Consider the following 25,206-nt stretch of genomic DNA (forward strand, 5'->3'; position numbering starts at 1 on the left):
AGCGGGCAGCCGGGCTCAGCCTGCGGCGGCGCGCACCCGGTCGCGACCCTCGGCGAAGAACTCGGCGATCCCGCCCGCGTCGGGCACCTGGTCCCAGGTGCGGACCGCCCCGAACGGGGCGTCGAAGAACGGGTCGGCGACCGGCCGGAACGGGCCCACGTAGGCGTAGGGCTGGGTCGAGAACCCGTCCCCGGGCGAGACGCCGTAGTTGACCTCGTCCACGGTCACGGCCAGGTCGAAGTGCTCGGGCCACAGCACGGCCCGCTCCTCCGGCGCGAAGGTCAGCAGGCCCGCGGCCCCGACGGCGAAGAAGTCCATCAGCGCGGTGGCCGTGTCGGCGTCGATGGACAGCGGCTGGTCCAGCTCCACCCCGGAGGTGTCCGTGTAGAGCCCGACGGGTGGTCCGGCCTGCACCCCCACGGCGGCACCCAGCGCCATCACGCTGGTCGCGCCGAGCAGCGACGCCTCCCCGGCCGGTCCGGAGACGGAGGTCGCCCCCAGCCGCAGCCGGGGCTCGGCCACGGTCTGCACCGACCCCGGCTCCACGGACAGCCGGATGGTGCCGGCGGCCCGGTGCTGGGGGCCGGCCAGCACCCCCTCGGCCACGGCGTGGAGCCCCAGGCGGGTACTGAGCAGCAGGTCGGCGCTGGGTCGGCTGTCGGGCACGGCGGCTCCTCGGGTCGCGGCAGGGCAGGGTGCAGCGGGACGTCACCGCCCCGTCCGTCGACGGTAGGGGCGAGGCCGGGGCGGGCACCAGCGCACCGCGGTCTGGATCGACGAGCGGCGCTGCGGTAGGACGGGGCATGGACATCGAGCACCTCGGCCACGCCTGCCTGCGGGTCCACCACGACGGGGACACGATCCTGCTGGACCCGGGTGTCTTCTCCCCCGGCCTGGTCGAGCAGCTGGGCACCTCGACCGGCCCGGGCGCCGTGCTCGTCACGCACGCCCACCCGGACCACCTCGACCCGGACCTGGTGCCGCTGCTGGAGCGGGTGGTCGGCCCCGGCGGGGTGCTGGCCGAGGCCGGGGCCGCGCAGGTGGTGCGCGAGGCCGGCGGGTCGGTCACGGAGCTGGTCGTGGGCGCCGAGCACCGGCTGGGCGGGGTGACGGTGCAGGTGGTGGGCGGCCGGCACGCCGTGATCCACCCCGACGTGCCTCGGATCGGCAACGTCGGCCTGCTGCTGCGCGCCGGCGGGGTCACGCTGTTCCACCCCGGCGACTCCTACGAGACCACCCCGGACGGCGTCGACGTCCTGGCCCTGCCCCTCAACGCCCCGTGGGCCAAGGTGGCCGAGACGGTGGAGTTCGTCCGGGCGGTGGGCCCGCGGGTCGTCCTGCCGGTGCACGACGCGCTGCTGCAGCCCGAGCGGCGCGAGGTGTACCTGGCCCACGTGCGCAACCTGGGCGGCGCCGCGGTCCACGACCCCGCCCGCGACGGCGTGCTGCACGCCTGAGCGGGCGGACGCCGTCGGGTCACCGCCGCCGCGTCGGTCCTGGCGCCGCGTCGGCCCGCGCGCCTACAGGTCGGCGCCGGTGAGCCGCCGGTAGACCTCGCGGTAGCCGGCCGCGGTGCGCTCGACGACGTCGGCGGGCAGGGGCGGCGGCGGGGCGTCGGAGGCCCGGTCCCATCCGGACGCGGGCGAGGTCAGCCAGTCCCGCACCACCTGCTTGTCCAGGCTGGGCTGGGCCTGGCCCGGCCGCCAGCCGTCGGCCGGCCAGAACCGGGAGGAGTCGGGGGTCAGCACCTCGTCGCCCAGCACGAGCGAGCCGTCGCCGTCGGGGACCCGCCCCAGCTCGAGCTTGGTGTCGGCCAGCAGGATCCCGGCCCGCTCGGTCACCGCGGCCGCCCGTTCGTAGACCGCGAGCGTGACCCGCCGCAGCTCCTCCGCGGTCTCGCGGCCGACCTCGGCCACGACGGCCTCGAACGTGACGTTCTCGTCGTGGTCGCCGACGGCGGCCTTGGTCGCGGGCGTGAACACGGGGGCGGGCAGCCGCGAGCCCTCCACCAGGCCCGGCGGCAGCGCGACGCCGCACACCGTGCCGTCGTGGTCGTACTCCACCGTGCCCGACCCGGACAGGTAGCCGCGGGCCACGCACTCGACCCCGACCATGTCCAGGGCCCGCACCACCACGGCCCGGTCGGCCACCTCGGCCGGCGCCGCGGCGTCGACGAGGTGGTTGGGCACCAGGTCGCCGAGCTGGTCGAACCACCAGCGGCTCAGCGCCGTCAGCACCGCCCCCTTGCCGGGCACCGGGGTGGGCAGCACGTGGTCGTAGGCGCTGACCCGGTCGCTGGCCACCAGCAGGAGCACGTCCCCGTCGGGGTGCGGTGTGGTGGGCGCGTAGACGTCGCGCACCTTGCCGGAGAACCGGTGGGTCCAGCCGGGCAGGTCGGGCGGCCGGGGCGCGGTCGAGGGGGGCACCCGCGAGATCGTAGGGCCCCCGCTCCTAGGGTTGGCGCGTGAGCGACGAGGACGAGACCACCGAGACGACCCGACCGGGCGGGACCACCGCGGAGCGCCCCGGGCGCGACGACGCGGCCGACGCCGAGGCCACGAAGGACGAGCCGACGGACGACCTGGTGACCACCGAGCACACGCTGACGGTGGTGGACCCCACCGACCCGGCCACGGCCGCGCGCGAGCTGCGCTACCGGGCCCGGACCGGTCGGCTGGTCGTGCGCCGCGAGGTCACCGGCAAGGACGGCTTCGAGGGCCACACCGCCGTCGCCGAGATGGCCGTCACCAGCTACGAGGTGCTCGGCACCGACGGCGACCCGGACACGTCCCGGCCCGTGACGTTCGTGTTCAACGGCGGGCCCGGGGCCTCCAGCGTCTGGCTGCACCTGGGCGTGCTCGGCCCGCGCCGCGTCGTCATGGGCGACGCCGGGTCGCTCGCCCCGCCGCCGGGCGGGCTGGCCGACAACCAGCAGACGCTGCTGGCCGAGACCGACCTGGTGTTCATCGACCCGGTGTCGACCGGCTGGTCCCGGGTGCGGTCCGGTCGCAAGGCCGACGAGTTCCACGGCTTCACCGGCGACGTGGAGTCGGTGGCGGAGCTGATCCGGCTGTGGACCACCCGCAACGACCGGTGGCTGTCGCCCAAGCTGCTGGCCGGGGAGTCCTACGGCACGCTGCGGGCGGTCGCGGTCGCGTCGCACCTGCAGCAGCGCCACCACATGCCCGTCAACGGGATCGCGCTGATCTCGATGGTGCTGGACATGGGCACCATCCGGTTCCACCCCGGCGACGACCGCCCCTACGTCGGGTTCCTGCCCACCTACGCCGCGCTGGCCCACTTCCACGGCGTCGCGGGCGAGGGCGTGACCGTCGAGGACCACGTCGCGGCGGCGCAGGAGTTCGCCCGCGGCGACTACGCCTCCGCCCTGGCCGCCGGCGCCCGGCTGGACGCCGACCAGCGCGCCCGGGTGGTGGCCCGGGCCGCCGAGCTGACCGGGCTGAGCGAGGACTACCTGGACCGGGTCGACCTGCGGGTGGAGCACATGCGCTTCTACTCCGAGCTGCTGCGGCACCGCCGTCAGGTGATCGGCCGCCTCGACGGCCGCTTCGTCGGATACGAGGACGACTACGGCCGGGAGCGGATGGCCGTCGACCCGTTCATCACCGCGACCGGCGGGCCGTACACGGCGGCGTTCCTGCACTACGTCAGCACCGAGCTCGGCTACCGCAACGACCTGCCGTACAAGGTGCTCAGCGAGCTGGTGCACCCGTGGAGCTACAAGGAGTTCGAGGGCCGCTCGGTCAGCGTGGCCGAGGACCTGGGCGCCCTGCTGCGGCGCAACGAGTTCCTGCGGGTGCACGTGGCGTGCGGGCTGTACGACGGGGCCACCCCGTTCGCCGCCGCCGAGGACACCATCGCCCAGCTGCGCGTGCCCGCCGCGGCGCGGGAGCGGGTGGAGACCGTCTACTACCCCAGCGGGCACATGATGTACCTGCACGAGGAGTCCCGGCTGGCCCAGTCCGCCGACCTGGCGCGGTTCGTCCGGGCCTGCCGCCCCTGACGCCGTCGTGCCGCCGAGGGCCTCAGCCCTCGGCGGCGATGTCCAGGCGGAGCTGACCGCCCGGGACGTGCACGTGCTCCACGGCCTCGTAGGCCGTGGAGCGCGCGGCGGCCACGTCGGGGCCCGTGCCCACGACGGTCAGGACCCGGCCGCCCGCGGTGACCAGGTGCCCGTCCCGCTCCGCGGTGCCGGCGTGCAGCACGTGCGCCCCGGCCACGGCGTCCGCCTCGGTCAGGCCCAGCACCGCGTCGCCGGTGCGGGGCGAGGCCGGGTAGCCGGGCGCGGCCACGACCACGGCCACGGCGGCGCCGCCGGTCTCCTGCAGCCCGCCCGTGGCCTGGACGTGCTCGGCCAGGCGCCCCTGCGCGGCGGCCAGGAGCAGGGCCCCCAGCGGCGTGCCGAGCCGGGCCAGGACCACCTGCGCCTCGGGGTCGCCGAGGCGGACGTTGAACTCGACGACGCGCAGGCCCTCGCCGGTCAGCGCCAGACCGACGTACAGCACACCGGTGAACGGCGTGCCCCGCCCGGCCATCTCGCGCAGGACCGGTCGGGCGACCTGGTCCAGCACGTCGTCCACGAAGCCCTCGGGCAGCCAGGTGAGCGGGGCGTAGGCGCCCATGCCGCCGGTGTTGGGGCCCTGCCCGCCGTCGCGCAGCCGCTTGAAGTCCTGCGCCGGGGCCAGGGCGACGACGTCGTCGCCGTCGCACAGGCAGAAGACCGAGACCTCGGGCCCGTCCAGGTACTCCTCCACGACCACCCGGCCCAACGGCACGTCCAGGCAGGACGCGGCGTGGGCCAGGGCCGCCTCGCGGTCGTCGGTCACCACGACGCCCTTGCCCGCGGCCAGGCCGTCGTCCTTGACCACGTACGGCGCGCCCAGCTCGTCGACGGCCGCGACGACGGCGTCCAGGTCGTCGCACACGAACGGGCGGGCGGTGGGTACCCCGGCGGCGGCCATGACCTCCTTGGCGAAGGCCTTGCTGCCCTCCAGCCGGGCCGCGGCGGCGGACGGCCCGAAGCAGGGGATGCCCGCCGCGCGCACCGCGTCCGCCGCCCCGGCGACCAGCGGGACCTCGGGGCCCACCACGACCAGGTCGGCGAGCGCCGCGACGGCGAGCTCGGCGATGCCGGCCGGGTCCTGCATGCCGACGTAGCGGCAGTCGGCCCCCGCGGCGGCCATGCCCGGGTTGCCCGGGGCGGCCACCACCGCGCTCACCCCGTCCTCGGCCAGCAGCGACCGGACGATGGCGTGCTCCCTGGCACCGGACCCCACGACGACTACGCGCACGGGCAGGGAGGCTATCGCTGTCCGGCGCGCCCCGCGGCGGTGGACTGCCGTACGGTCCGCGGGTGCGCGCAACCGTGATCCACGCCCTCGGTGACATCCGCTCCGAGACCCGGCCCGACCCCGTCGTCCAGGAGCCGACCGACGCGGTCGTGCGGGTCCTGGCGACCTGCGTTTGCGGCTCCGACCTGTGGCCCTACCGGGGCGAGAACCCGGTGGACGAGCCGCACGGGATCGGCCACGAGCACGTCGGGGTGGTCGAGGCCGTCGGCGCGGCCGTGACCGACGTGCGCGTCGGGGACGTGGTCGTCGCCCCGTTCACCTTCTCGTGCGGGCGCTGCGTGCACTGCCTCGCCGGCGTCCACACGTCGTGCCTGGTCGGCGGGGTGTTCGGCGGCGAGACCGGCTGCCAGGCCGAGCTGGTCCGGGTGCCGCAGGCCGGCGGCACGCTGGTGCGCGTCGACGGCTTCTCCGCCGCCGCCCCGCCGCCGGACGACCTGCTGCGGGACCTGCTGGCCTGCAGCGACGTGATGGGCACCGGCTGGCACGCGGCCCGGGCGGCCGGGGTGCGCGAGGGTTCGACGGTGGTCGTGGTCGGTGACGGCGCGGTGGGCCTGTGCGGTGTGCTCGCGGCCGTGCAGCAGGGCGCCGCCCGGGTGGTCGCCATGAGCCGGCACGCCGACCGGCAGGCCCTGGCCCGCCGGTTCGGGGCCACGGACGTGGTCGCCGAGCGGGGCGAGGCCGGTGAGCAGGCCGTGCTCGAGCTCACCGACGGGGTGGGCGCGGACGCGGTGCTGGAGTGCGTCGGCACCGAGCAGTCGATGCGGACGGCCTTCGCCGTCGCCCGGCCCGGCTCGACCGTGGGCTTCGTCGGCGTGCCGCACGGCGGCCGTCCGCCGCTGAGCCGGATGTTCCGGCAGAACATCGGCCTGGCCGGCGGCATCGCACCGGTGCGCGCGTACCTGCCCACCCTGCTGCCGCTGGTGCTGGCCGGGTCGATCCACCCCGGCGCCGTGCTCGACGCGGAGCTGCCGCTGGCCGAGGCCGCCGAGGCCTACCGCCGGATGGACGCCCGCGAGTCGGTCAAGGTGCTCCTGCGGCCGTAGCCGGCCCGCCTGGGTTCCCGACGCAACGGCACACGGCGTCGAGATCGTTCCGACGCAACGGCACACACCGTCGCCCTATCCGACGCAAGGTGCCGTTGCGTCGGTCAGGGGCGGGCGGGGGCGCGTCAGGCGCGCAGGACGTCGGCGGCGTGACGGTGCTCGGGGACGACCAGCAGCGCCACGGCGGCCGAGGCGGCGAAGGCGACGGTCATCAGGGCGGTCATGCTCGTCGCGCTCGTGCTGCCCAGCACGCTGGCCAGCGGGCTCACCGCGCCGCCGACCGCGAACTGCAGCACCCCGACCAGGCCCGAGGCCAGCCCGGCCCGGGCGGGCGGCTGGCCGTTGAGGACGTGGGCCGAGGCCGCGGGCATGGCCATGCCCACCACGCCCATCGCCACCACCAGACCGGCGATCAGCACCGCCAGCGGCAGGTCGCCCAGCAGCGACAGCGCGAACACGGTCCCGATCGACACGGCCCCGACCACCGGGGCGCCGCGCAGCACGCGCAGCAGGCCGAAGCGGGCCACCAGCCGGCTCGACAGCTGGCTGCCGGTGATCAGCGACACGGTGACCGCGGCGAAGACGATGCCGTACCCCAGCTGCGAGACGCCGTACTGCTCCTGCAGCACGAACGAGCTGCCGTTGATGTAGACGAACAACCCCGCGAAGGCGAGGCTCGCGACCATGGCCGGGGCGATGAACGTGCGGTCGACCAGCAGCCGGCCGTAGGAGCCCGCCAGCCGGCTGACCGGGATCGGGCGCCGCTCCTCGCGCGGCAGGGTCTCGGGCAGCAGCACGGCCGTCAGCAGCGCCAGCAGCACGCCGATCCCGGCCAGGATGACGAACACCCCGCGCCAGCTGGTGACCTCGAGCACCAGCGAGCCGACGAACGGCGCCACCATCGGCACCGCCCCGACGACCAGGAACAGCTTGGCGAACGCGCGGGCCAGGTCCGGCCCGTCGGACAGGTCGCGCAGGATGGCCCGGGCGGTCACCATGCCCGCCGCCACGACGAACCCCTGCACGAACCGCCCGGCCGTCAGCAGGCCCAGGGTGGGCGCGGCCGCGACCAGCAGCGACGACGCGGCCCAGGCGAGCAGCCCGACCACGACCGGCAGCCGCCGACCGACCCGGTCCGCCACCGGCCCGATCACGAGCTGGCCCAGGGCCAGACCGAACACGCACGCGGTCAGGGTCAGCTGGATCTGCGTCTCCGCGACCCCGAACTCCGCCGCCAGCGTGGGGTACGCGGGCAGGTAGAGGTCGATGGTCAGCGGCCCGGCGGCGGTGATGGCCGCCAGGAGGAACAGCTCACGCGGACCGAGCCGCGAGAAGAAGCCGGCCCGGGGTCGGCCGGGACCCGGGACGTCGGCGGACGGACGGGTGGCGTGGGAGGTGGGTTCAGTACGCATCTGGTTAGCGAGGGTAACAGTTACCTCTGCTAACCACCCACCGGAGCGAGCCCGGCGGGCACCACCGGTACGAGGTCGGCCTCAGCCCAGCAGGTCGTGCCGGACCACGGTCTGCTCGCGTCCCGGGCCGACCCCGACCGCGCTGATCCGGGACCCGCTCATCTGCTCCAGCGCCTCGACGTAGCGGCGGGCGTTGGGCGGCAGGTCCTCGAAGGCGCGCGCGGCCGAGATGTCCTCGGTCCAGCCGTCGAAGAACTCGTACACCGGCGTCGCGTGGTGGAAGTCGGTCTGGCTGACGGGCATCTCGTCGAAGCGCACGCCGTCGACGTCGTAGGCCACGCAGACCGGGATCCGCTCGAACCCGGTCAGGGTGTCCAGCTTGGTGACCACGAAGTCCGTCACCCCGTTGACGCGCTGGGCGTAGCGGGTGATGACGGCGTCGTACCAGCCGCAGCGGCGCGGCCGGCCGGTGGTCGTGCCGAACTCGTGACCGACCTCGCGCAGCCGCTCGCCGTCGGCGTCGAACAGCTCGGTGGGGAACGGCCCCTCCCCCACGCGGGTCGTGTAGGCCTTGACCACGGCGATCACGCGGTCGACCCGGTTGGGGGCCACGCCGCTGCCGGTGCAGGCCCCGCCGGAGGTCGCGTTGGAGCTGGTGACGAACGGGTAGGTGCCGTGGTCGACGTCCAGCAGCGTGGCCTGGCCGCCCTCGAACAGCACCGTCTCGTCGCGGTCGAGCGCCTGGTTGAGCACCAGACCGGTGTCGGCGACGTACGGCTGCAGGCGCTCGGCCTGCGCCAGCAGGGAGTCGGCGACCTCGTCGACCGTGATCGCGCGCCGGTTGTAGACCTTCACCAGCAGGTGGTTCTTCTGGTCGAGCGCGCCCTCGATCTTCTGGCGCAGGATCTTCTCGTCGAACAGGTCCTGGACCCGGATCCCGACGCGGTTGATCTTGTCGGCGTAGGCCGGGCCGATGCCGCGCCCGGTCGTGCCGATCCGTTGCTTGCCCAGGAACCGCTCGGTGACCTTGTCCAGGGTGCGGTGGTAGGTGGCGATGACGTGCGCGTTGGCCGAGACCAGCAGCCGCGAGCAGTCCACGCCGCGCGCGGTCAGGCCGTCGATCTCGGTGAACAGCACCTCGGGGTCCACGACCACGCCGTTGGCGATGACCGGGACGACGCCGGGGCTGAGGATGCCCGAGGGCAGCAGGTGCAGGGCGTACTTCTCGTCCCCCACCACCACGGTGTGCCCGGCGTTGTTGCCGCCGTTGAACTTGACGACGTAGTCGACGCGCGAGCCGAGGGCGTCGGTGGCCTTGCCCTTGCCCTCGTCACCCCACTGCGCACCGATCAGCACGACTCCGGGCATGCGACGACTCCTCCGCTGGCTCGGGCCCGTCGGACCCCTGTGACGTGCGAACGGCCCCGTGGCGCACCGGCCCCGGGACCCGTTCCTGCCCCGCCAGGCTAGTGCAGGCCGCCCGGGGACCGGCCCGGGACGAGCCGTTCGGCCAGCTCCCCGCCCAGCCGGTGCCCCGACAGCCACGCGGCCTCGATCCGGGACCGCTCGCCCCAGGCGTCGCCGCACACCCCCACCGTGCCGTCGCCGGTCAGGGCGAACTCGGGGGCGGGCCGGGTGCGGGTCGGGCTGGCCAGCGACCACCGGTGCGCCCGGGCCCACTCGGGCTCCTCCAGGTCCACCCCCAGCACCCGCGACAGGTCCGCCAGCACGTGCGGCACGGCCGAGGCCGGGTCGTCGAGCCGGCTGGCCGCGAACACCGGCGTGGTGTGGACCACCAGCACCGGGGCGTCGTCCCCCCGGCGCCGGCCGTCGTCGGCCACCCAGTCCACGACGGGCGAGCCGTCGACGAACACGCCGTCCAGCTCCGGCCAGCCGCGTCGGGTCCACGCCGCGTACACCGACAGCACGGGCCGCCAGTCCCAGGGCGGGCCGTCGACGATGCTGCGGGCCACGTCCTCGGGCAGCAGGTCCACCGCCTGCGGGTCCGGCATGGCCAGCACCACCGCGTCGTAGCGCTCGCCGTCGACCAGCACACCGGGCCCACCCGGCCCGGTCACCGGCTGGACCTCGGTGACCTCGCGGGGGTGCTCGACGTCCAGCCCGGCGGCCAGGTCCTCGACCAGCGACCGCAGCCCCGCGGTGCCGGCCCAGCGGACCGGGCCGACCTTGGTCCCGACCAGGCGCTCGCCGTCGGACAGGTGGAACGTGTCGGTCCAGTGCCGGACCAGGCCCCGCTCCTGCCAGTCCCGGACCACGGCGGCGAAGCCGTCGTCGCGCACGGTGAAGTACGAGGCCCCGGTGTCGACGACGTGCCGACCCACGACCGTGTCGACCGTGCGGGCGGCCATCCGCCCGCCGAGGCGACGGCCGCGGTCCACGACGCGCACGCCCACCCCGGCCTCGTGCAGCCGTCGGGCGCAGGCGACGCCGGAGATCCCCCCGCCGACGACGAGGACGCTGCGGGGGCGGTCTGCTCGGTTCACGGGGCCCAGTGTGGGGGGCCGCCGCCGGGGACGCGCGGGCGGGTCGGACCCGCCACGCCCGAACCGGTGACCGGGTAGTGCGACAGGCCGTGACAGGCCACACTGTGAGCCGCGTCGGCCGCCGCGAGGTGGGCCGGCGGGTGGTCCCGAAGGGGTCCGGGACCACCGGGGGCCGCGGTCGTCACCGGCCGCGGCCCCTCGACCCGGGGGCCGGGTCGAGGTGGCCGCCGGCTGAGGGTCAGGCCGGGCTCAGGCCAGGGTCGGGTCGCAGTCGGCCAGCAGGGCGCCCAGCCGGGTGACCTCGTCGGCCTCGCCCACGTGCTCCGCCGCGCCGGCCAGGGCCCGCACGCTGCGCAGGAAGCCCTGGTTGGGCCCGTGCGCCCACGGCACGGGGCCGTGGCCCTTCCAGCCCGAACGGCGCAGGGCGTCCAGGCCCCGGTGGTAGCCGGTGCGCGCGTAGGCGTAGGCCGCGATGGCGTGCGACAGCCGCTGCTCGTCGTCGCCCTCGCCCCGGGCGGTGTCGGCGCGGGCCAGGGCCTCCTCGGCGAGCACGGCCCAGGCCAGGCTGGAGGCGGGCGCCGAGGCGGCCACCGTCGCGGCGGGCGTGCCGGCGGCGAGCGCCTGCTCGGCGGGCTCGTGCAGGCCGGCGGGCAGGTGCGTGGCCGCGGGGCCGGCCAGCAGGCCGGGGCCGCGGGGCGGGTCGGTGGGGGTGCTCACGGGGTCTCCTCGGTGGGGCTGTCGGGGGTGCGGTCGTCGTGGATCGGGTCGTGGCCGGCCCGCAGCTGCGCCCAGACGAGCTTGCCGGAGCGGGTCGGCGACCAGCCCCACCGTGCCACCTCGTTGACCACGTGCAGACCGTGCCCGCCCTCGCCCAGCGGCCGGTGCGGCACGAGCCGGGGCGGCTCGGGGTTGGCGTCCTCGACCTCGATCCGCAGCCCGGAGGCGGTGTCGAACAGCCGCAGCTGCACCATGCCCCAGCCGTGCAGCACGGCGTTGGCCACCAGCTCGGAGACCACGACCTCGGCCAGGTCCGCCTGGGGCACGGCCCACACCGCGCAGGCCCGCATGGTGGCGTGCCGGGCCTTGCCGACGCTGGAGGGGTCCGAGGGCAGCTGCCAGCGCCGCTGCCGCGGCGCCGCCGCGCGGGGGGCGGGCAGGTCGGCCACGTCCATCGGCACCCGCATGACCACCACGGCCGTGTCGTCCTCGGGGGAGTCCCCCAGCTCGGCCAGCAGCAGCTCGCCCACGCTGTCGGCCCGGACCGCCGTCGCCCCGGCCAGCAGCCGCTTGAGCGTCTCGATGCCCTGCGCCATCGGCCGGGAGCGGCGCTCGATGAGCCCGTCGGTGTAGGCGACGACCACGTCACCGGGGCGCAGCCGGACGGTGTCGGACAGCCGGGCGCCCTCGCGCAGGCCGATCATCGTGCCCTGCGCCGAGTCCAGCGAGCGCACCGTGTAGCCCTCGACGGGGCCGTCGGGGCCCGACCCGGCCGCGCGCACCGGGCTGCACACGAGCGTGGGCAGGTGCCCGGCCGAGGACCACGACAGGTCCCACTGCCCGTCGTCGCGCCGCCGCAGGGTCATCAGCACCAGGCTCGCCATCCGGGAGATGCCCATGCCCGAGGCCAGGTGGTCGACCCGCATGAGCACGCTGCCCGGGTCCTCGAGCTCGTAGGCGTAGGAGCGCACGACGGAGCGGAGCTGGCCCATGGTCGCGGCCGCCTCGACGTCGTGGCCCACGACGTCACCCACGACCACCCCGGCGACCTCGTCCCCGATCGGCAGCACGTCGTACCAGTCGCCGCCGACCTGGGCGTGGTCGACGTTGGGCGTGTAGTGCGCCCACACGTCCAGACCGGGGATGCCGGACTGCTGCGGCAGCATGGAGCGCTGCAGCGTCTCCGCCAGGGAGTGCTCGCGGGCGTACAGCCGCGCGATCTCCAGGCTGAGCCCGACCCGACGGGCCACGACGCGGACCAGCTTGCGCAGGTCGTCACCGACCGGGGCGGGGCTGTACGAGGCGGCGTCGGTGCCCTCCAGGCCCACCAGCAGGACGGCGATGACCTCGTCGCGCCCCGACAGCGGCACGGCGACGTAGCTGCCGCCGACCCGACCCGCGACGGTCTCGGCGAACCAGCCGGTCAGCGTGCCCGTCCGGCTCACGGTCGCCAGGTCCAGGACGGTCTCGCCGGCCGCGCCCTCGCACACGGCGCGCAGCGGGTCCTCGGTCACCAGGTCGGCCACGGCGGGGCCGAAGCGTCGGCCCGCGCCGATCAGGTCCTCCACGCCGTCGCCGGAGGCCGCCACCACCTCCACGGAGCGGTCCAGCTGCACCACGGCGGCCCACGGCACGACCGTGTCGGTGAGCACGCTGGTCAGCCGGGCCAGGGACGCCTCCGCGTCCAGCTCGATGACGGCGTCGCTGACCCGGTCCAGCAGCACCAGGCCGGCCCGGGCGCGCTGCTCGGCCAGCAGGGCCCGCTCGCGCTGCTCCTGCACCAGCACCCGCTCGGTGACGTCGACCTGGACGCCGACGAAGTTGACCAGCTCGCCGTCGGCGTCGAGCACCGGCGTGATGGCGACCTGGTTCCAGAACGCCGTGCCGTCCTTGCGGTAGTTGAGCAGGGTCTCGGTGACGGCGCGCTTCTCGCGCAGCGCGGTCGAGATCCGGGCGACGGTCTCCGGGTCGGTGTCCGGGCCCTGCAGGAACTTGCAGTTCAGCCCCGCGGCCTCCTCCGAGGAGTAGCCGGTCGTCCGCTCGAAGGCGGGGTTGGCCCACACCATCGGGTTGTCCGGCTGGTGCGGGTCGGAGATGGTGAACGACAGGTCGGTGGCGATGACGGCGCGGTTGCGCAGCGCGCTGGCCTGGGCCAGCGCGGCCTCCTGGGCGGACTGGACGGCCCCGACCGGCTGCCCGGCCACCGGCTGCCCCAGGGCCTGCCCGGCGGCGTCGACCACGCCCTGCATCTCGGCCGCGCTGGTGCCGGTCCCCGTCAGCTGCATGAACACCACGAGGCCGCGACCGTCCATGCCGCTGCCCAGCGGGAAGCCCGTCACCCACAGCGGGCCGACGACGTCGGCGACCGTGTCCCCGCCGGCGCGCTGCCGGTCCCGCTCGCTGCCCGCCGCGTCCGAGGCCCGCTCGGACTCCCGTCGGATCAGCTCGCCGGCGACCGGCTCGCCGCGCGCCACCCGCGACAGCGGGCTCGCGGTGTCGGCCAGGTCGGCCCCGCCCGGGTCGACGAGCCCGGCCAGGCGCCCCCACTCGTCGACCCCGATCGGCAGGGTCTGGCTGCCGGCCATCGCCATCGCCATCAGGTTGGCGTACTCCACGCGGCTGCTGGCCAGGTCCACCACGAGCACGGCGGCGTCCGCCTCGTGCATCACCCGTGGCAGGTGGCTGAGCGGCACGCGTTCCTCCTCGTCGTGACGTGACCCGACGCCGTGGTCGTCATGCTCCACAGCGGGATTATCCGCCACGGGGGTGCCCGGGGGGTGCCCGGCCCAAACCGCACCAGGCTGCGAAGTCCGGACGGCTTGCTAGCGTTCGTCCGAAGCACCACACCGCGGGGGAGCAGCAGGAGAGCCGTTGATGACATCCGAGAACGAGTCGGAGCAGGCCGCCGAGGCGACCGACGACACCCAGGCGTCACCGGTGCACGCCGTGCGCCCGGTCGACCCGGGCTCCGTGCACGTGCTGTTCGAGCCGGAGACCACCAAGGTGGTGCTGACGGGCGAGATCGACGCCGAGCTCGGGCCCGACCTGCTGGAGGCCGCCGACGACGCGCTGTCCACGGCCCGGCCGATCGAGGTGGACAGCCACCTGGTCACGTTCATGGACTCCACCGGGGTGGCGTTCCTGGCCCGGCTGGCCTCCCGTGCGTCGCGCCGCGTGGTGCTGCTCGACCCGCCGGACGTCGTCCGGTTCCTCATCGAGACCACGCGGATCTCGTCGCTGCTGGACGTCGTGACCCGCCAGGACGCCCCGGAGGCCGACGCCGGGTCCTGATCCCGGCGGGACCGGCGGCCTCGGGCGAGGCGCCGGTCCCCACCGGGGTGCGGTGGCTCAGCGCAGCCGGTGACCGGCGCTGCGCAGGTTCTGGCAGGCCTCGACGACGCGGGCGGCCAGACCGGCCTCGGCCGACTTGCCCCAGGCGCGCGGGTCGTAGGCCTTCTTGTTGCCGACCTCGCCGTCGATCTTCAGCACGCCGTCGTAGTTGGCGAACATGTGGGACACGACGGGACGCGTGAACGCGTACTGGGTGTCGGTGTCGATGTTCATCTTCACCACGCCGTAGTCCACGGCGTCGCTGATCTCCTGGGCGGTGGAGCCCGACCCTCCGTGGAACACCAGCAGCGCGGGCTTGCTGCCGGCCGGGGCGCCGATCTTGGCCGCGATGGCGTCCTGGCACTCGCGCAGGATCTCCGGGCGCAGCTTGACGTTGCCGGGCTTGTAGACGCCGTGGACGTTGCCGAAGGTCAGGGCCGCCATGTAGACGCCCTTCTCACCCGGTCCGCCGGTGCCGAGCGCGTCGACCATCGCGATGGCGTCCTCGGTCGTCGTGTACAGCTTGTCGTTGATCTCGTTGTCGACGCCGTCCTCCTCGCCGCCGACCACGCCGACCTCGATCTCGAGGACGACCTTGGCCTCGGCCGACAGGGCCAGCAGCTCCTCGGCGATCTGCAGGTTCTCCTCCAGCGGCACCGCGGAGCCGTCCCACATGTGCGACTGGAACAGCGGGTTGCCGCCGGCCTTGACGCGCTCGGCGCTGGCCGCGAGCAGCGGCCGGACGAAGCCGTCGAGCTTGTCCTTGGGGCAGTGGTCGGTGTGCAGGGCGATCTGCACGTCGTAGCTGTCGGCGATCTCGTGGGCGTAGGCGGCGAGCGCCTTGGCCCCGACGACCATGTCCTTGACGGTCGAGCCGGACAGGTAGTCCGCACCGCCGGTGGAGACCTGGACGATGCCGTCGCTCTCGGCCTCGGCGAAGCCGCGGATGGCGCCGATCAGGGTCTGGGACGACGTGACGTTGATGGCCGGGAAGGCGTAGGAGCCGTCCTTGGCCTTCGTCAGCATCTCGGCGTAGCTCTCGGGGGTTGCGATGGGCATCGCGGGCTCCTCGGTGTGTGGCAGGTCACGTGGCGGGGCCGATCCTTCCACGTCGGGGTGCGGCCGGGCCGCGCGCGTCCAGCCGGGGCCGGGCCCACCGGCCGGGGTGCCACGGCACGGGCCCGAGGCGCCCCGCGGCAGGTGGTTGGATGACCGGATGCGGATCGCGGACTCCCTGGACGGCAAGCGGATCCTGCTGACCGGCGTCACCGGCTTCGTCGGGGAGGCGCTGCTGCACAAGCTGCTGCGCGACGTCCCCGGCTGCACGGTGGTGGCGATGGTGCGGCCCAAGTCGGGCCAGCCGGCGGCGGACCGGGTCACGAAGCTGCTGGCCAAGCCCATCTTCGCCGACGTCCCCGAGGGTGCGGCGGCGCGCGTGGTCACGCTGTCCGGCGACCTGAACGACGTGCCGGAGCTGCCGAAGGACCTGGACGTCGTCGTGCACTGCGCGGGCGACGTGTCGTTCGACCCGCCGATCCAGTCGGCCTTCGACACCAACGTCATCGGGGTCAAGGCCCTGGTCGACCGGGTGGTCGAGGCCGCGCACCGCGAGGACGGCTCCTACTCCCCGCTGCACTACGTGCACGTGTCGACCGCCTACGTCGGGGGTCGCCGGCGCGGCCCGGTGATGGAGGCCGCCGTCGAGCACACGGTCGACTGGCAGGCCGAGTACGACGCCGCCCAGCGCGTCGCGGCCCGGATCGAGGACACCTCCCGCACCCCGGCCGTGCTGCAGAAGCTCCTGACCAAGGCCGAGAAGCACCACGACCGCGCCGGGCCGCTGGCGGTGGCCGCCGACGCCGAGGAACGACGCCGCACCTGGGTGACCGACCAGCAGAAGGCCGCCGGCGGGGACCGGGCCCGGACGCTGGGCTGGACCGACGTCTACACGTTCACCAAGGCGCTGGGCGAGCGGGTCGTCGAGCAGGTCGCCGCCCCCGTGCTGCCGACCACGGTCTACCGGCCCAGCATCATCGAGTCCGCCCTGACCACGCCCCACCCGGGCTGGATCGAGGGCTTCAAGATGGCCGACCCGATCATCCTCGCCTACGGCCGCGGCGAGCTGCCCGAGCTGCCGGCGGCGCCGGACTCCGTCATCGACATCGTGCCGATCGACCTGGTGGTCAACTCGATCATCGCCGTGGCCGCCACACCGCCGCCCGTCGGCGAGCCCGCGTACTTCCACCTGAGCTCGGGCTCGCGCAACCCGTGCACGTTCCGCCAGCTGTACGACTACGTGCGGGAGTACTTCGCCCGGTACCCGTTCGACATGGACTCCCGCGGCGCGGTGCGGCTGGCCACGTGGCGGTTCCCGGGTGCCCGGATCGTCGAGCGGGCCCTGACCACGGGCGAACGGGCCTACGACCTGGCCGAGGGCGCCCTGTCGCTGGCCCCGCGCAGCGACAAGGTCCGCTCGATCGCCCGCAACCTGGACACCCAGAAGCGGCGGCTGGACTTCCTGCGCCGCTACATGGACCTCTACCGGGCCTACACGCAGGTCGAGCTGTACTTCGTCGACGACAACATGCTGGCCCTGCACCAGGCCATGGATCCGGCGGACCAGGAGACGTTCGGCTTCGACACCGCGGTCATCGACTGGGAGCACTACCTGATCGAGGTGCACTGCCCGGCCATCACCAAGGGCGTGCGCGACTACGACGTCATCCGGCGCAAGCGCAACCGCTCCGGCGGTCCGGCGCCGCGCGTCATCGCCCCCCGCGACCCGGCCGAGCCGGTGGACCCCGACGCCGCGCCGGTGCTCGCGGTGTTCGACATGGACGGCACCCTGCTGACGTCCAACATCATCGAGACCTACCTGTGGGTGCGCCTGCCCGAGCTGTCGGCCGCCGGCAAGGTCAAGGAGCTCGCGGCCACCGCGGCCCGGCTGCCGCTGTACCTGCGGGCCGAGCGCCGTGACCGCGGGGCCCTGATCCGCAGCGCCTACCGCCGCTACGAGGGGGCCGACCTGCGGGCGCTGGAGGAGATGGTCGACGAGACCCTGACCCCCCACGTGCTGGAGCGGGTGAGCGGGGCGGCGATCCGGCGGGTGCGGGAGCACCGCGCCGCGGGGCACCGGACGGTGCTGATCACCGGCGCGGTGACGCCCATCACGCGGCCGCTGGCGCCGCTGTTCGACGAGATCGTGGCCGCGGAGCTGCACGTGGACGCCCGCGGGCGCTGCACGGGCTTCCTCAAGCGGCCGCCGCTGGTGGGTGAGGGGCGGGCGGCGTGGCTGCGGCGCTACGCCCAGGTCGAGGGGGCCGACCTGTCCAAGGCGTACGGCTACGCGGACAGCCACTCCGACCTGCCGATGCTGCAGGCGGTGGGCCGGCCCACCGCCGTCAGCCCCGACGTCACCCTGTTCCGCGAGGCCCGCAAGCTGCGCTGGCCGATCGAGGACTGGCGGACCGCCGGCCGCACCGCGCGGCTGCAGCTGCCGAGCATCGACACGTCCCAGGCGCACCTGCCGGGCTGAGGGTCCGCCCGGTCACCCGCTCACCGCGGCGGCCTCGGGGGCGGGCGCCACGGGCCGGACCACGAGCAGGACGCCCAGCGCCAGCAGCCACAGGTACCAGGCGGTGTAGACGTTCAGGGCCCAGAGCTCGAGCGTGGGCAGGTCGAACGCGGTGGCCACCGGCACCAGCACGGCCCAGACCCCGGCCAGCAGCACGCCGAGCCGGGCGAACCACCGGGGCAGCCCCTGCGCCCGCAGCACGAACAGCGCCACCCCGACGGCCCACACGCCCTGCAGCAGCCAGCCCAGGTGCTCCCCCAGCGCGCCGCCGGCGTAGCCGTTGAGCACGTCGTAGGCCGCGGCCGTCGCCGCCCGCTCGGCCTCGCTCGCCGCGGGATCGCTCCAGCGCTCGGCCAGACCGGGCACGGCGAGCGGCCAGCGGACCCAGCCGAGCATCTGCGCGAACGCCCCCAGCACCCCGAACGCCGTGAGCGCGCGGGCCGCGGTCTGGCCCCGGGTCAGGCCGTCCTGCAGGGCCACCGCCCCGGGCACCAGCAGCAGGCTGGACAGCAGGAACACGTAGAACCCGGCCCGGACCCACTGCTCGGCGGCCGCGAACCGGTCGAGGGCCACCGTGCCGGGCTCGTCCAGCACGGCGGGCCAGCCGAACCGGGTGCCCAGCACGGCGTAGCCGACCAGGCTCAGGACGGCCGAGCCCACGAGCAGGCCGCCGGTGACGGGCAGCCGGCGCATCAGGCGGCCAGACCGGGAGCGGTCCCGGCCGCCGGGGCCTGGGCCAGCACCTGCGCCAGGGTCGTGGCCCACGGCTGCGGCCGGAGCCCGAAGTGCTCCCGCGCGGCGGAGTCGTCGACGACGAACGGGTCGGTGAACTGGTAGACGGTCCCGGCGACCTCGCGGACGTACGGGGCCACGGTGCCGACGGCGCGCAGCAGCGCGGCCGGGGTGCCGGCCACCCGGGGCGCCGGCGCCCCGGCCAGCTCCGCCAGGTCGGTGAGCGCCTGCCGCTGGGTCCGGGGCGGGGCGGTGGGCACGTGCCAGGCCCGGCCGTGCGACGTGGGGTCCGCGGCGGCCGCCACCAGCAGGGCGACCACGTCGGCCGTCGCGGTCCACGAATGCGGCTGGTCGGGGCTGCCCATCACCCGGCAGCGGCGTCCCGCCCGTACGGCCGGCACGTGGCGCGACAGGTGCGAGGTGGCCGCCGGGGCGTCCGGGTAGTCGCTGCCCCGGACCTCGACGTAGCGGACCCGGCCCTGCTCGTGCGCGGCGAGGGCCTGCTGCCACATGGCCACCCGGACCCGGCCCTTGCTGTCGTGCGGACGCAGCGGCGTGCGCTCGGTCATCGGGGCGTCCACCCGGCCGTAGACGTACAGGTTGCTGACCGTGGCCAGCACCGCACCGGTGGCGCCGGCCACCTGCAGCAGCGAGGCGGCCAGCGGCGGCCAGTCGACGGGCCAGCGCGTGTAGGGCGGGTTGGCCGCGTTGTACAGCGCGGTGGCGCCGGCCCCGACCCGGCCGAGGACGGCGGGGTCGGCGGCGTCGGCGGCCACCCGCTCGACCGCGGGGTGGTCCGGCCCGGACCCCGAGCGGGTGACGACCCGGACCCGGTGGCCCGCCTCGGCGAGGGTGCGCGCGACCCCGGACCCGACCGGGCCGGCGCCGACGACGACGTGGAGTTCAGACATCAGTGGTCTCCCTAGTGAGCGGTGCTCTCTGTTCGGGTCTCCAGTGAACCCCTTCACCCGACGTCCGGTCAAGAGCAGTGCTCTTCGTTGTGTGCGCCGCTCTCGGCCGTGGCAGGATCGGCGCATGACGACGAAGGCGGAGGGGGTGCGGGCGCAGGCGCGCACCCGGATGCGGGGCGTCATCCTCGACACCGCGCGGGCGCACCTGGCGGAGCACGGCGCCGGCGGGCTGTCGCTGCGGGCGGTCGCCCGCGACGTCGGGATGGTCTCCTCGGCGCTGTACCGGTACTTCGACAGCCGGGACGCGCTGCTGACCGCGCTGATCATCGACGCCTACGACGGCCTGGGCGACGCGGTCGAGGCGGCCGAGGGCACCGTCACGCGCGAGGACCTGACGGGTCGCTGGGCCGCCATCTGCCGCACCACCCGCGACTGGGCACTGGCGGACCCGCAGCAGTACGCCCTGGTCTACGGCTCGCCCGTGCCCGGCTACGCCGCCCCGCAGGACACGGTCGGACCCGCCACCCGCGTCACGAGGCTGCTGGCCGACCTGCTGGGCGACGTGGCCGCGGCCGGGCGCGACGACGGGGTCGAGGTCACGCCGGCCGTGGCGGCCGCCGTGGCCCCGGCCCGCGCGTTCGCCGGCGACCGGGTCTCCGCGGACCTGATGGTGCGGGGCCTGATGGCCTGGACCTACCTGTTCGGCGCCGTGTCGTTCGAGCTGTTCGGGCAGCGCCACCGGGCCGTCGCCGACGACGGGCTGGACGTGTTCTTCGCCGAGGAGACCGCCCGCATCGGCCGCCTCATCGGCCTGTCCTGACGCCGACGCGACCCGGGCCCCGTCGCCCCGGGTCGCCGCGGTGCGGTTGGATGACGCCCGTGATGCTGGCTCTGGAGCTGTTCCGCTCGGTCCCCCGCTACGCCGCGGCACGTGCCATCACGGCCGCCGGGTCGGTGCCCGGGCTGCTGGTCGGGCCGCTGGCTCCCGTGCGCCTGCTCACCCGCCCCGAGCCCCAGGTCCGCCACGACGGCTGGGGCGAGGTCAAGGTCCACCTGGGCGGCATCTGCGGCTCCGACCTGGGGGCGGTCACCGGCTCGACGTCGCTGTACTTCGCCGGGGTCTCGTCGATGCCGTGCGTGCCCGGCCACGAGGTCGTGGGCACCCTCACCCGCGACGTGGAGGACCTGACGGCCGGTACCCGGGTGGTCGTCGACCCGGTCCTGGCCTGCGCCGCGCGCGGGCTCGAGCCGTGCGAGCAGTGCGCTCAGGGCCTGACCAACCGGTGCGACCGGGTCAGCGTCGGGCACCTGCGTCCCGGCCTGCAGACCGGTTACTGCTCCTCCACCGGGGGCGGCTGGGGCGAGCGGCTCATCGCGCACCGCTCCCAGCTGCACGTGGTCCCCGACGACCTGAGCGATGCCCGCGCGGTGCTGGTGGAGCCCCTGGCCTGCGCGGTCCGGCTGGCCGAGCGGGCCCAGGTGCAGGACGGGCAGACGGTGCTGGTGTCCGGGGCCGGGGCCGTGGGGCTGTTCGCCACCCTGGCCATCCGACGGCTGACCCCGGCCGGGCGCATCGTCGTGGTGGCCAAGCACGGCGCCCAGGCCTCGCTGGCCCGGGCGTTCGGCGCCACCGAGGTCGTGCAGCCGGCCGAGGCGCTGCGCGGCGTCCGCCGCAGCACCCAGGCGCTGACGGTCGAGACCCGGCTGCCCGGCGCGGCGCGACGCTACGACCAGCAGTACCTGCTCGGCGGGGTCGACGTGGCGGTAGACGCCGTCGGCTCGTCGTCCTCGCTCGACCTGGCGATGCGCGCCACCCGCGCCGGTGGCCGGGTCGTGCTGTCCGGGATGCCGCAGAAGGGCGCCGACCTGAGCCCGGCCTGGTTCCGCGAGCTGGACGTCGTGGGCACCTACGCCAGCAGCGGCGAGGCCTTCCCCCGCGCGCTCACCCTGGCCGCCGAGGCGCCGCTGGGCGACGGCATCGGCGGTGAGGGCGACGTGCTGAGCGCGGTGTACCCGCTGCACCGCTGGCGCGAGGCGCTGGACCACGCCAGCAGCGCGGGTCGGCTGGGCGCCGTCAAGATCGCGTTCGACCCCCGCCAGCGCTGACCGAGGCCGCACCGTGGCCGCGGCGGCGCGGCGGTCCGGGCGCGACCCCGCGCCGCGTCGGCGGGGCGGTCCGGCGGGCCGACCGGCGACGCCCGTCCTAGGGCAGCGGCAGCCAGCGACCTCGGCCGTCCGGGCCCACGGCGAGGAACCCGTCGGCCTCGGCCAGGCCGCGCAGCATCCCGGCGCCGTCGTGCCCCAGCAGCACGGGCTCCCGGGCCCCGGGCACCAGCCGGGCGGGCAGCAGGCGCGTGCCGCCGCCCGCCGGCACGGGCCCGGCGCCGGCCGGGACGGCCAGGTCGACCAGGGGCTCGTCGGGCCGACCGAGCCAGCCGTCCAGCAACGGCGCCAGCAGCGTGACCACCGCGGCCACCGCGGCCAGCGGGTTGCCGGGCAGCGCCAGCACCACCGGACCGTCGGGCACGACCGCGAGCACGGCGGGCCCGCCCGGCCGCACCGCCGTGGCGTCCACCACCGTCCGTGCCCCGACGTCGCGCAGCGCCTCGCGCACGTGGTCCGCCGGGCCGCGGGCCGTGCCGCCCGTGGTCACCACCAGGTCGACCGTGGACCGGTAGGGGCCGGCGAAGACGTCCCGCAGCGTCGCCGCGTCGTCGCCGGTCCGGGCGCTGCGGGCCACGTCGGCGCCCAGGTCGTGCAGCACCGGCGGCAGCAGGTGGCTAAGGCTGTCCCGCACCCGGCCCGGACGCGCGGCGCCGGAGTCGACGAGCTCGTCCCCGGTGACGAGCAGGACGGCGCGTGGCTCGACGACCACGTGCACCGTGTCGGCGCCCGCCGCGGCGGCCAGGCCGAGCCGGGCGGGGCCCAGGGTCGAGCCGCGGGCCAGGACCACCTCGCCCGCCGTCAGCTCCTCGCCGCGCGGGCGGACGTCGCGGCCGGGCGGCGGCGCGGGGGCGTGCAGCATCCCCTGGTCGACCAGGCCGGCCTCCAGGCGGACCACGGCCTCGGCCCCCCGGGGCAGGCCCTCCCCGGTGGCCACGGCGCAGGCCTGGTCGGGACCCACCCCCGCGGGGGCCGACCCGACGAGCCGCCAGGGCCCCGGCCCGGACACCGCCCAACCGTCCATGGCGGCGCTGTCGACGACGGGCAGGTGCGACGCGGCTCGCACGTCCACGGCCAGCACCCGTCCCAGCGCCCGCTCCAGCGACACCGGCACGTGACGGGGCACCCGGGCGCCGCCCAGGTCGCGGGCGGCGCGGCGTGCATCGTCGAGGTCGGGTCGGTTCACCCGTCGCCGTCGGCGGGCAGCATGGCGAGCACCCGGTCGCGCAGCGCGGGGAGGTCGGCGCGGCCCTGCGGCCCCGCGGCGGCCAGGCCGGCCGCGACGCCCACCGCGAACGTGGTCAGCGGGGCGGCCGGGCGGGCGACGGTGTGGGCGGCGTCACGGGCCAGGTCGAGCACCAGGTCGACCAGGTCGCCGACCTCGACGCCGTCGGTCGCGGCGTGCAGCTGCAGCTCCTCCACCAGGCGCGCCGCCCACTCGTCCAGACGGGCACGGCTCAGGTCCTCGGGGGTGTCCACGTCCACCAGCCTGCCCCACCCGGAGCCCGCCGGGGTGCCCGACCACCGCAGCCCGGTGACGACGTGCCGCAGCCCGGGCGCCCGGGCGCCGTCGCCCCGGGCCGCGGCCCCGGCCACGGCGGCCCGCGCCGCCTGCCGCAGCGGGGCGACGCGGTAGGCCGCGGTCAGCCACTGCGCCCGGCCGTCGCCGTCCTCGGCCACGACGGCGTCCAGCCCCGGGTCGTCCTGCAGCCGGGCCACGAGCGTGCGCAGCGCCTCGACCGGCAGACGCGGCAGGTCGGCGGCCAGCAGCACGACGACGTCCTCGCGGACGTGCTCCAGCCCCGCCAGCAGCCCCGCCACGGGGCCCGAGCCCGGCGGGTCCTCCCGGGTGAGCACGAGCTCGCAGCCGGGCTGGACGTCATCAGGCAGCCGGGGCCCGACCACCACCACGCGGGACACCCCGGCCGCCGCGGCCGCCTCGACGGCCCGGCCCAGCAGCGACACCCCACCGACCGTGGCCGCCGTCTTGTCCCCGCCGAACCGGCTCCCCGCCCCGCCGGCCAGGACCACGGCCTCGACCCCCGTCGTCGCGGTCACCGGCTGCATGCGCGCAGTGTGCCGGACCCGGGTGAGATCGGCCGGACGGCGGCGACACGCCGGCACGCACCGTCAGGAGCCGGACCTCACGCCCCGCCAGACGCGTGACCTCACGCCCCGGCGTCGGGGGCGGGCAGGCGGCCGCCGGGCGGGACCGAGGTGCCGGGCTCGACGTGGGCGCCGCGTCCGACCAGGGCGACCTCGTCGTCGTCGGCGCCCGGTCCCCCGATGACGGCGTCCCGCCCGACGACGACCTCGCTGTCCAGGACGGCCCGCTCGACCCGCGCCCCGGCACGGACCACCGCCCCCGGCAGCAGCACGCTGTCCACGACGTGCGCCCCGGCCTCGACCACCACCCCGGTGGACAGCACCGAGCGGCGCACGGTGCCGCGCACCGACGACCCGGGCCCCAGCAGGCTGTCGGCCACCTCGGCCCGGGCCGACACCTTGGCCGGGGCGTGCCGGCCGGGCTGGGTCAGCAGCGGCCAGGCGGGGTCGTCCAGGTCGAACGGCGGCCGGGGGCCCAGCAGCTCCATGTGGGTCCGCCAGTACGCCTCGACCGTGCCGACGTCCTGCCAGTAGCCGGTGAACCGGTGCTCCCGCAGCGACCCGTCGGCCACCAGGCGCGGCAGCAGGTGGTCGCCGAGGTCACCCAGGTCGTCCACCTCCTGCGCGAGCTCGTCGAGCAGGTCGAGTACGGGCCCCGGGCTCAGCGCGAACACCTCGGTCGCGATCAGGTCGGTGGCGGGCTGCTCCGGCTTGTAGGCGTACCCGGTGACCGTCCCGTCCGCGACCTCGACGACCCCGTAGCGCGTGTTGTCACCGTCGTGGGCGACCGTGACGGCCGTCATCGCGGCGCCGGAGTCCCGGTGGGCCAGCGCGACGTCCAGGTAGTCCAGCCGGTACACCGCGTCGGCGCTGACCAGGACCACCACCTCGGGGTCGGCCTCCCGCAGCGACGTGGCCGTCTTCCACAGCGCGTCGGCGGTCCCGGTGTGGAAGCCCTCCCGGTGGTCGCCCTCGTGCGGGTGCACCACCATCAGACCGCCGCGGGTGCGGTCCAGGTCCCACGGCCGGCCGTTGGCCAGGTGCTCCGACAGCGGCCCGGGCGTGTGCTGCTGCAGCACCCAGACGTCGCTCACCCCGCTGTGGGCGCAGCTGCTGAGCGCGAAGTCGACGAGGCGGAACGACGCGCCGAACGGCACCGCCGGCTTGGGGCGGTCCTGCGTCAGCAGCTCCAGCCGGCTGCCCGCGCCGCCGGCGAGCACGAGGACCAGGACCCGGGGCAGCGACATGCCCCGGATCATGGCGTGCCCCCGCGACGCGAGCACGCCGTGACGGCCGGGACGGGGTCGCGACCAGGACCGGGCCGGGGCCGGGCGGTTCTCAG

At 75.8% G+C, this 25,206-nt stretch carries 21 protein-coding genes; 7 read left to right on the forward strand and 14 right to left on the reverse strand.

Translation table 11 applies throughout. The features are described 5' to 3' along the window. Positions 1-15: 15 nt before the first annotated feature. Positions 16-666 carry a hypothetical protein gene (locus tag SJY06_RS00720; protein WP_380163618.1) on the reverse strand — a complete coding sequence of 217 codons (651 nt, stop codon included), beginning with the start codon at positions 664-666 and terminating at the stop codon, positions 16-18. A 137-nt stretch (positions 667-803) separates the two neighbouring features. Between SJY06_RS00720 and SJY06_RS00725 the strand changes: the two genes are divergently transcribed. Continuing rightward, complete coding sequence (locus tag SJY06_RS00725) at positions 804-1,457, forward strand: MBL fold metallo-hydrolase (protein WP_380163620.1); 654 nt, start codon at positions 804-806, stop codon at positions 1,455-1,457. A gap of 63 nt (positions 1,458-1,520) precedes the next feature. Here the strand turns inward: SJY06_RS00725 and SJY06_RS00730 are convergent, their stop codons facing one another. Next, positions 1,521-2,426: a phosphoribosylaminoimidazolesuccinocarboxamide synthase gene (locus tag SJY06_RS00730; RefSeq protein WP_380163622.1), complete on the reverse strand. Its 906-nt coding sequence runs from the start codon at positions 2,424-2,426 to the stop codon at positions 1,521-1,523. Positions 2,427-2,464: 38 nt separating this feature from the next. Here SJY06_RS00730 and SJY06_RS00735 point away from each other — a divergent pair, with 38 nt between their 5' ends. After that, positions 2,465-4,024: a S10 family peptidase gene (locus SJY06_RS00735; protein WP_380163624.1), complete on the forward strand. Its 1,560-nt coding sequence runs from the start codon at positions 2,465-2,467 to the stop codon at positions 4,022-4,024. 22 nt (positions 4,025-4,046) lie between these two features. Here the strand turns inward: SJY06_RS00735 and purD are convergent, their stop codons facing one another. Then, positions 4,047-5,312 (reverse strand): phosphoribosylamine--glycine ligase, encoded by a 1,266-nt coding sequence (gene purD, locus SJY06_RS00740; protein WP_380163626.1) that lies wholly within the window; start codon positions 5,310-5,312, stop codon positions 4,047-4,049. Between the two features lie 62 nt (positions 5,313-5,374). On the opposite strand from purD, the gene SJY06_RS00745 reads away from it, so the two are divergent. Further along, entirely contained in the window at positions 5,375-6,415 is a 1,041-nt protein-coding gene (locus SJY06_RS00745) for a zinc-binding dehydrogenase (protein WP_380163628.1), read from the forward strand. A gap of 125 nt (positions 6,416-6,540) precedes the next feature. Here the strand turns inward: SJY06_RS00745 and SJY06_RS00750 are convergent, their stop codons facing one another. The 5 genes from SJY06_RS00750 to SJY06_RS00770 all read right to left on the reverse strand — a co-directional run bounded on the left by SJY06_RS00750 (position 6,541) and on the right by SJY06_RS00770 (position 13,792). Continuing rightward, positions 6,541-7,827 carry a multidrug effflux MFS transporter gene (locus SJY06_RS00750; protein WP_380163630.1) on the reverse strand — a complete coding sequence of 429 codons (1,287 nt, stop codon included), beginning with the start codon at positions 7,825-7,827 and terminating at the stop codon, positions 6,541-6,543. Positions 7,828-7,908: 81 nt separating this feature from the next. After that, positions 7,909-9,195: an adenylosuccinate synthase gene (locus SJY06_RS00755; protein ID WP_380163632.1), complete on the reverse strand. Its 1,287-nt coding sequence runs from the start codon at positions 9,193-9,195 to the stop codon at positions 7,909-7,911. A 98-nt stretch (positions 9,196-9,293) separates the two neighbouring features. Continuing rightward, the gene (locus SJY06_RS00760) at positions 9,294-10,331 is read right to left on the reverse strand and encodes an NAD(P)/FAD-dependent oxidoreductase (protein WP_380163634.1); all 1,038 of its coding nucleotides are present in this window, start codon (positions 10,329-10,331) and stop codon (positions 9,294-9,296) included. 249 nt (positions 10,332-10,580) lie between these two features. After that, entirely contained in the window at positions 10,581-11,048 is a 468-nt protein-coding gene (locus SJY06_RS00765) for a DUF3151 domain-containing protein (RefSeq protein WP_380163636.1), read from the reverse strand. Further along, positions 11,045-13,792 (reverse strand): SpoIIE family protein phosphatase, encoded by a 2,748-nt coding sequence (locus SJY06_RS00770; RefSeq protein WP_380163638.1) that lies wholly within the window; start codon positions 13,790-13,792, stop codon positions 11,045-11,047. The genes SJY06_RS00765 and SJY06_RS00770 overlap by 4 nt, the downstream gene beginning before the upstream one ends. Before the next feature lie 130 nt (positions 13,793-13,922). On the opposite strand from SJY06_RS00770, the gene SJY06_RS00775 reads away from it, so the two are divergent. After that, complete coding sequence (locus tag SJY06_RS00775) at positions 13,923-14,339, forward strand: STAS domain-containing protein (RefSeq protein WP_380163640.1); 417 nt, start codon at positions 13,923-13,925, stop codon at positions 14,337-14,339. 57 nt (positions 14,340-14,396) lie between these two features. On the opposite strand, the gene fbaA is transcribed toward SJY06_RS00775, so the two are convergent. Then, positions 14,397-15,437 (reverse strand): class II fructose-bisphosphate aldolase, encoded by a 1,041-nt coding sequence (gene fbaA / locus SJY06_RS00780; protein ID WP_380163642.1) that lies wholly within the window; start codon positions 15,435-15,437, stop codon positions 14,397-14,399. A 157-nt stretch (positions 15,438-15,594) separates the two neighbouring features. Here fbaA and SJY06_RS00785 point away from each other — a divergent pair, with 157 nt between their 5' ends. Next, positions 15,595-17,913, forward strand: coding sequence for an HAD-IB family hydrolase (locus SJY06_RS00785; RefSeq protein ID WP_380163644.1), 2,319 nt, complete (start codon positions 15,595-15,597; stop codon positions 17,911-17,913). 12 nt (positions 17,914-17,925) lie between these two features. Here SJY06_RS00785 and SJY06_RS00790 read toward each other — a convergent pair whose 3' ends face one another. Together SJY06_RS00790 and SJY06_RS00795 are read right to left on the reverse strand one after the other, a co-directional pair. Beyond that, positions 17,926-18,645, reverse strand: coding sequence for a DUF4386 domain-containing protein (locus SJY06_RS00790; protein WP_380163646.1), 720 nt, complete (start codon positions 18,643-18,645; stop codon positions 17,926-17,928). Continuing rightward, positions 18,645-19,595 carry an NAD-dependent epimerase/dehydratase family protein gene (locus SJY06_RS00795; RefSeq protein ID WP_380163648.1) on the reverse strand — a complete coding sequence of 317 codons (951 nt, stop codon included), beginning with the start codon at positions 19,593-19,595 and terminating at the stop codon, positions 18,645-18,647. Before SJY06_RS00795 ends, SJY06_RS00790 begins: the two co-directional genes overlap by 1 nt. Positions 19,596-19,719: 124 nt before the next feature. Between SJY06_RS00795 and SJY06_RS00800 the strand changes: the two genes are divergently transcribed. Together SJY06_RS00800 and SJY06_RS00805 are read left to right on the forward strand one after the other, a co-directional pair. Next, a complete protein-coding gene (locus SJY06_RS00800) occupies positions 19,720-20,415 on the forward strand; it encodes a TetR/AcrR family transcriptional regulator (protein WP_380163650.1) in 696 nt (231 codons plus the stop codon). Positions 20,416-20,477: 62 nt separating this feature from the next. Beyond that, positions 20,478-21,701, forward strand: coding sequence for a zinc-binding dehydrogenase (locus SJY06_RS00805; protein ID WP_380169657.1), 1,224 nt, complete (start codon positions 20,478-20,480; stop codon positions 21,699-21,701). A gap of 97 nt (positions 21,702-21,798) precedes the next feature. On the opposite strand, the gene SJY06_RS00810 is transcribed toward SJY06_RS00805, so the two are convergent. The 3 genes from SJY06_RS00810 to SJY06_RS00820 form a co-directional block, all read right to left on the reverse strand. Beyond that, positions 21,799-22,944, reverse strand: coding sequence for a molybdopterin molybdotransferase MoeA (locus tag SJY06_RS00810; protein WP_380163652.1), 1,146 nt, complete (start codon positions 22,942-22,944; stop codon positions 21,799-21,801). Next, on the reverse strand, positions 22,941-23,825 hold the full coding sequence (locus SJY06_RS00815) for an NTP transferase domain-containing protein (protein ID WP_380163654.1): 885 nt from the start codon (positions 23,823-23,825) through the stop codon (positions 22,941-22,943). The genes SJY06_RS00810 and SJY06_RS00815 overlap by 4 nt, the downstream gene beginning before the upstream one ends. Before the next feature lie 101 nt (positions 23,826-23,926). Then, on the reverse strand, positions 23,927-25,111 hold the full coding sequence (locus SJY06_RS00820) for a glucose-1-phosphate adenylyltransferase family protein (protein WP_380163656.1): 1,185 nt from the start codon (positions 25,109-25,111) through the stop codon (positions 23,927-23,929). Between the last annotated feature and the right edge of the window lie 95 nt (positions 25,112-25,206).

The organism is Jannaschia sp. R86511 (genome assembly GCF_042466345.1).
Lineage (GTDB): Bacteria > Actinomycetota > Actinomycetes > Actinomycetales > JBBAYJ01 > Aquipuribacter.

Coding starts and splice junctions, on each gene's coding strand:
- SJY06_RS00785 (WP_380163644.1), top strand. CDS start 15,595: ATGCGGATCGCGGACTCCCTGGACGGCAAGCGGATCCTGCTGACCGGC.
- SJY06_RS00805 (WP_380169657.1), top strand. CDS start 20,478: ATGCTGGCTCTGGAGCTGTTCCGCTCGGTCCCCCGCTACGCCGCGGCA.
- SJY06_RS00815 (WP_380163654.1), bottom strand. CDS start 23,825: ATGCAGCCGGTGACCGCGACGACGGGGGTCGAGGCCGTGGTCCTGGCC.
- SJY06_RS00725 (WP_380163620.1), top strand. CDS start 804: ATGGACATCGAGCACCTCGGCCACGCCTGCCTGCGGGTCCACCACGAC.
- SJY06_RS00795 (WP_380163648.1), bottom strand. CDS start 19,595: ATGTCTGAACTCCACGTCGTCGTCGGCGCCGGCCCGGTCGGGTCCGGG.
- SJY06_RS00790 (WP_380163646.1), bottom strand. CDS start 18,645: ATGCGCCGGCTGCCCGTCACCGGCGGCCTGCTCGTGGGCTCGGCCGTC.
- fbaA (WP_380163642.1), bottom strand. CDS start 15,437: ATGCCCATCGCAACCCCCGAGAGCTACGCCGAGATGCTGACGAAGGCC.
- SJY06_RS00750 (WP_380163630.1), bottom strand. CDS start 7,827: ATGCGTACTGAACCCACCTCCCACGCCACCCGTCCGTCCGCCGACGTC.
- SJY06_RS00800 (WP_380163650.1), top strand. CDS start 19,720: ATGACGACGAAGGCGGAGGGGGTGCGGGCGCAGGCGCGCACCCGGATG.
- SJY06_RS00820 (WP_380163656.1), bottom strand. CDS start 25,111: ATGTCGCTGCCCCGGGTCCTGGTCCTCGTGCTCGCCGGCGGCGCGGGC.
- SJY06_RS00755 (WP_380163632.1), bottom strand. CDS start 9,195: ATGCCCGGAGTCGTGCTGATCGGTGCGCAGTGGGGTGACGAGGGCAAG.
- SJY06_RS00775 (WP_380163640.1), top strand. CDS start 13,923: ATGACATCCGAGAACGAGTCGGAGCAGGCCGCCGAGGCGACCGACGAC.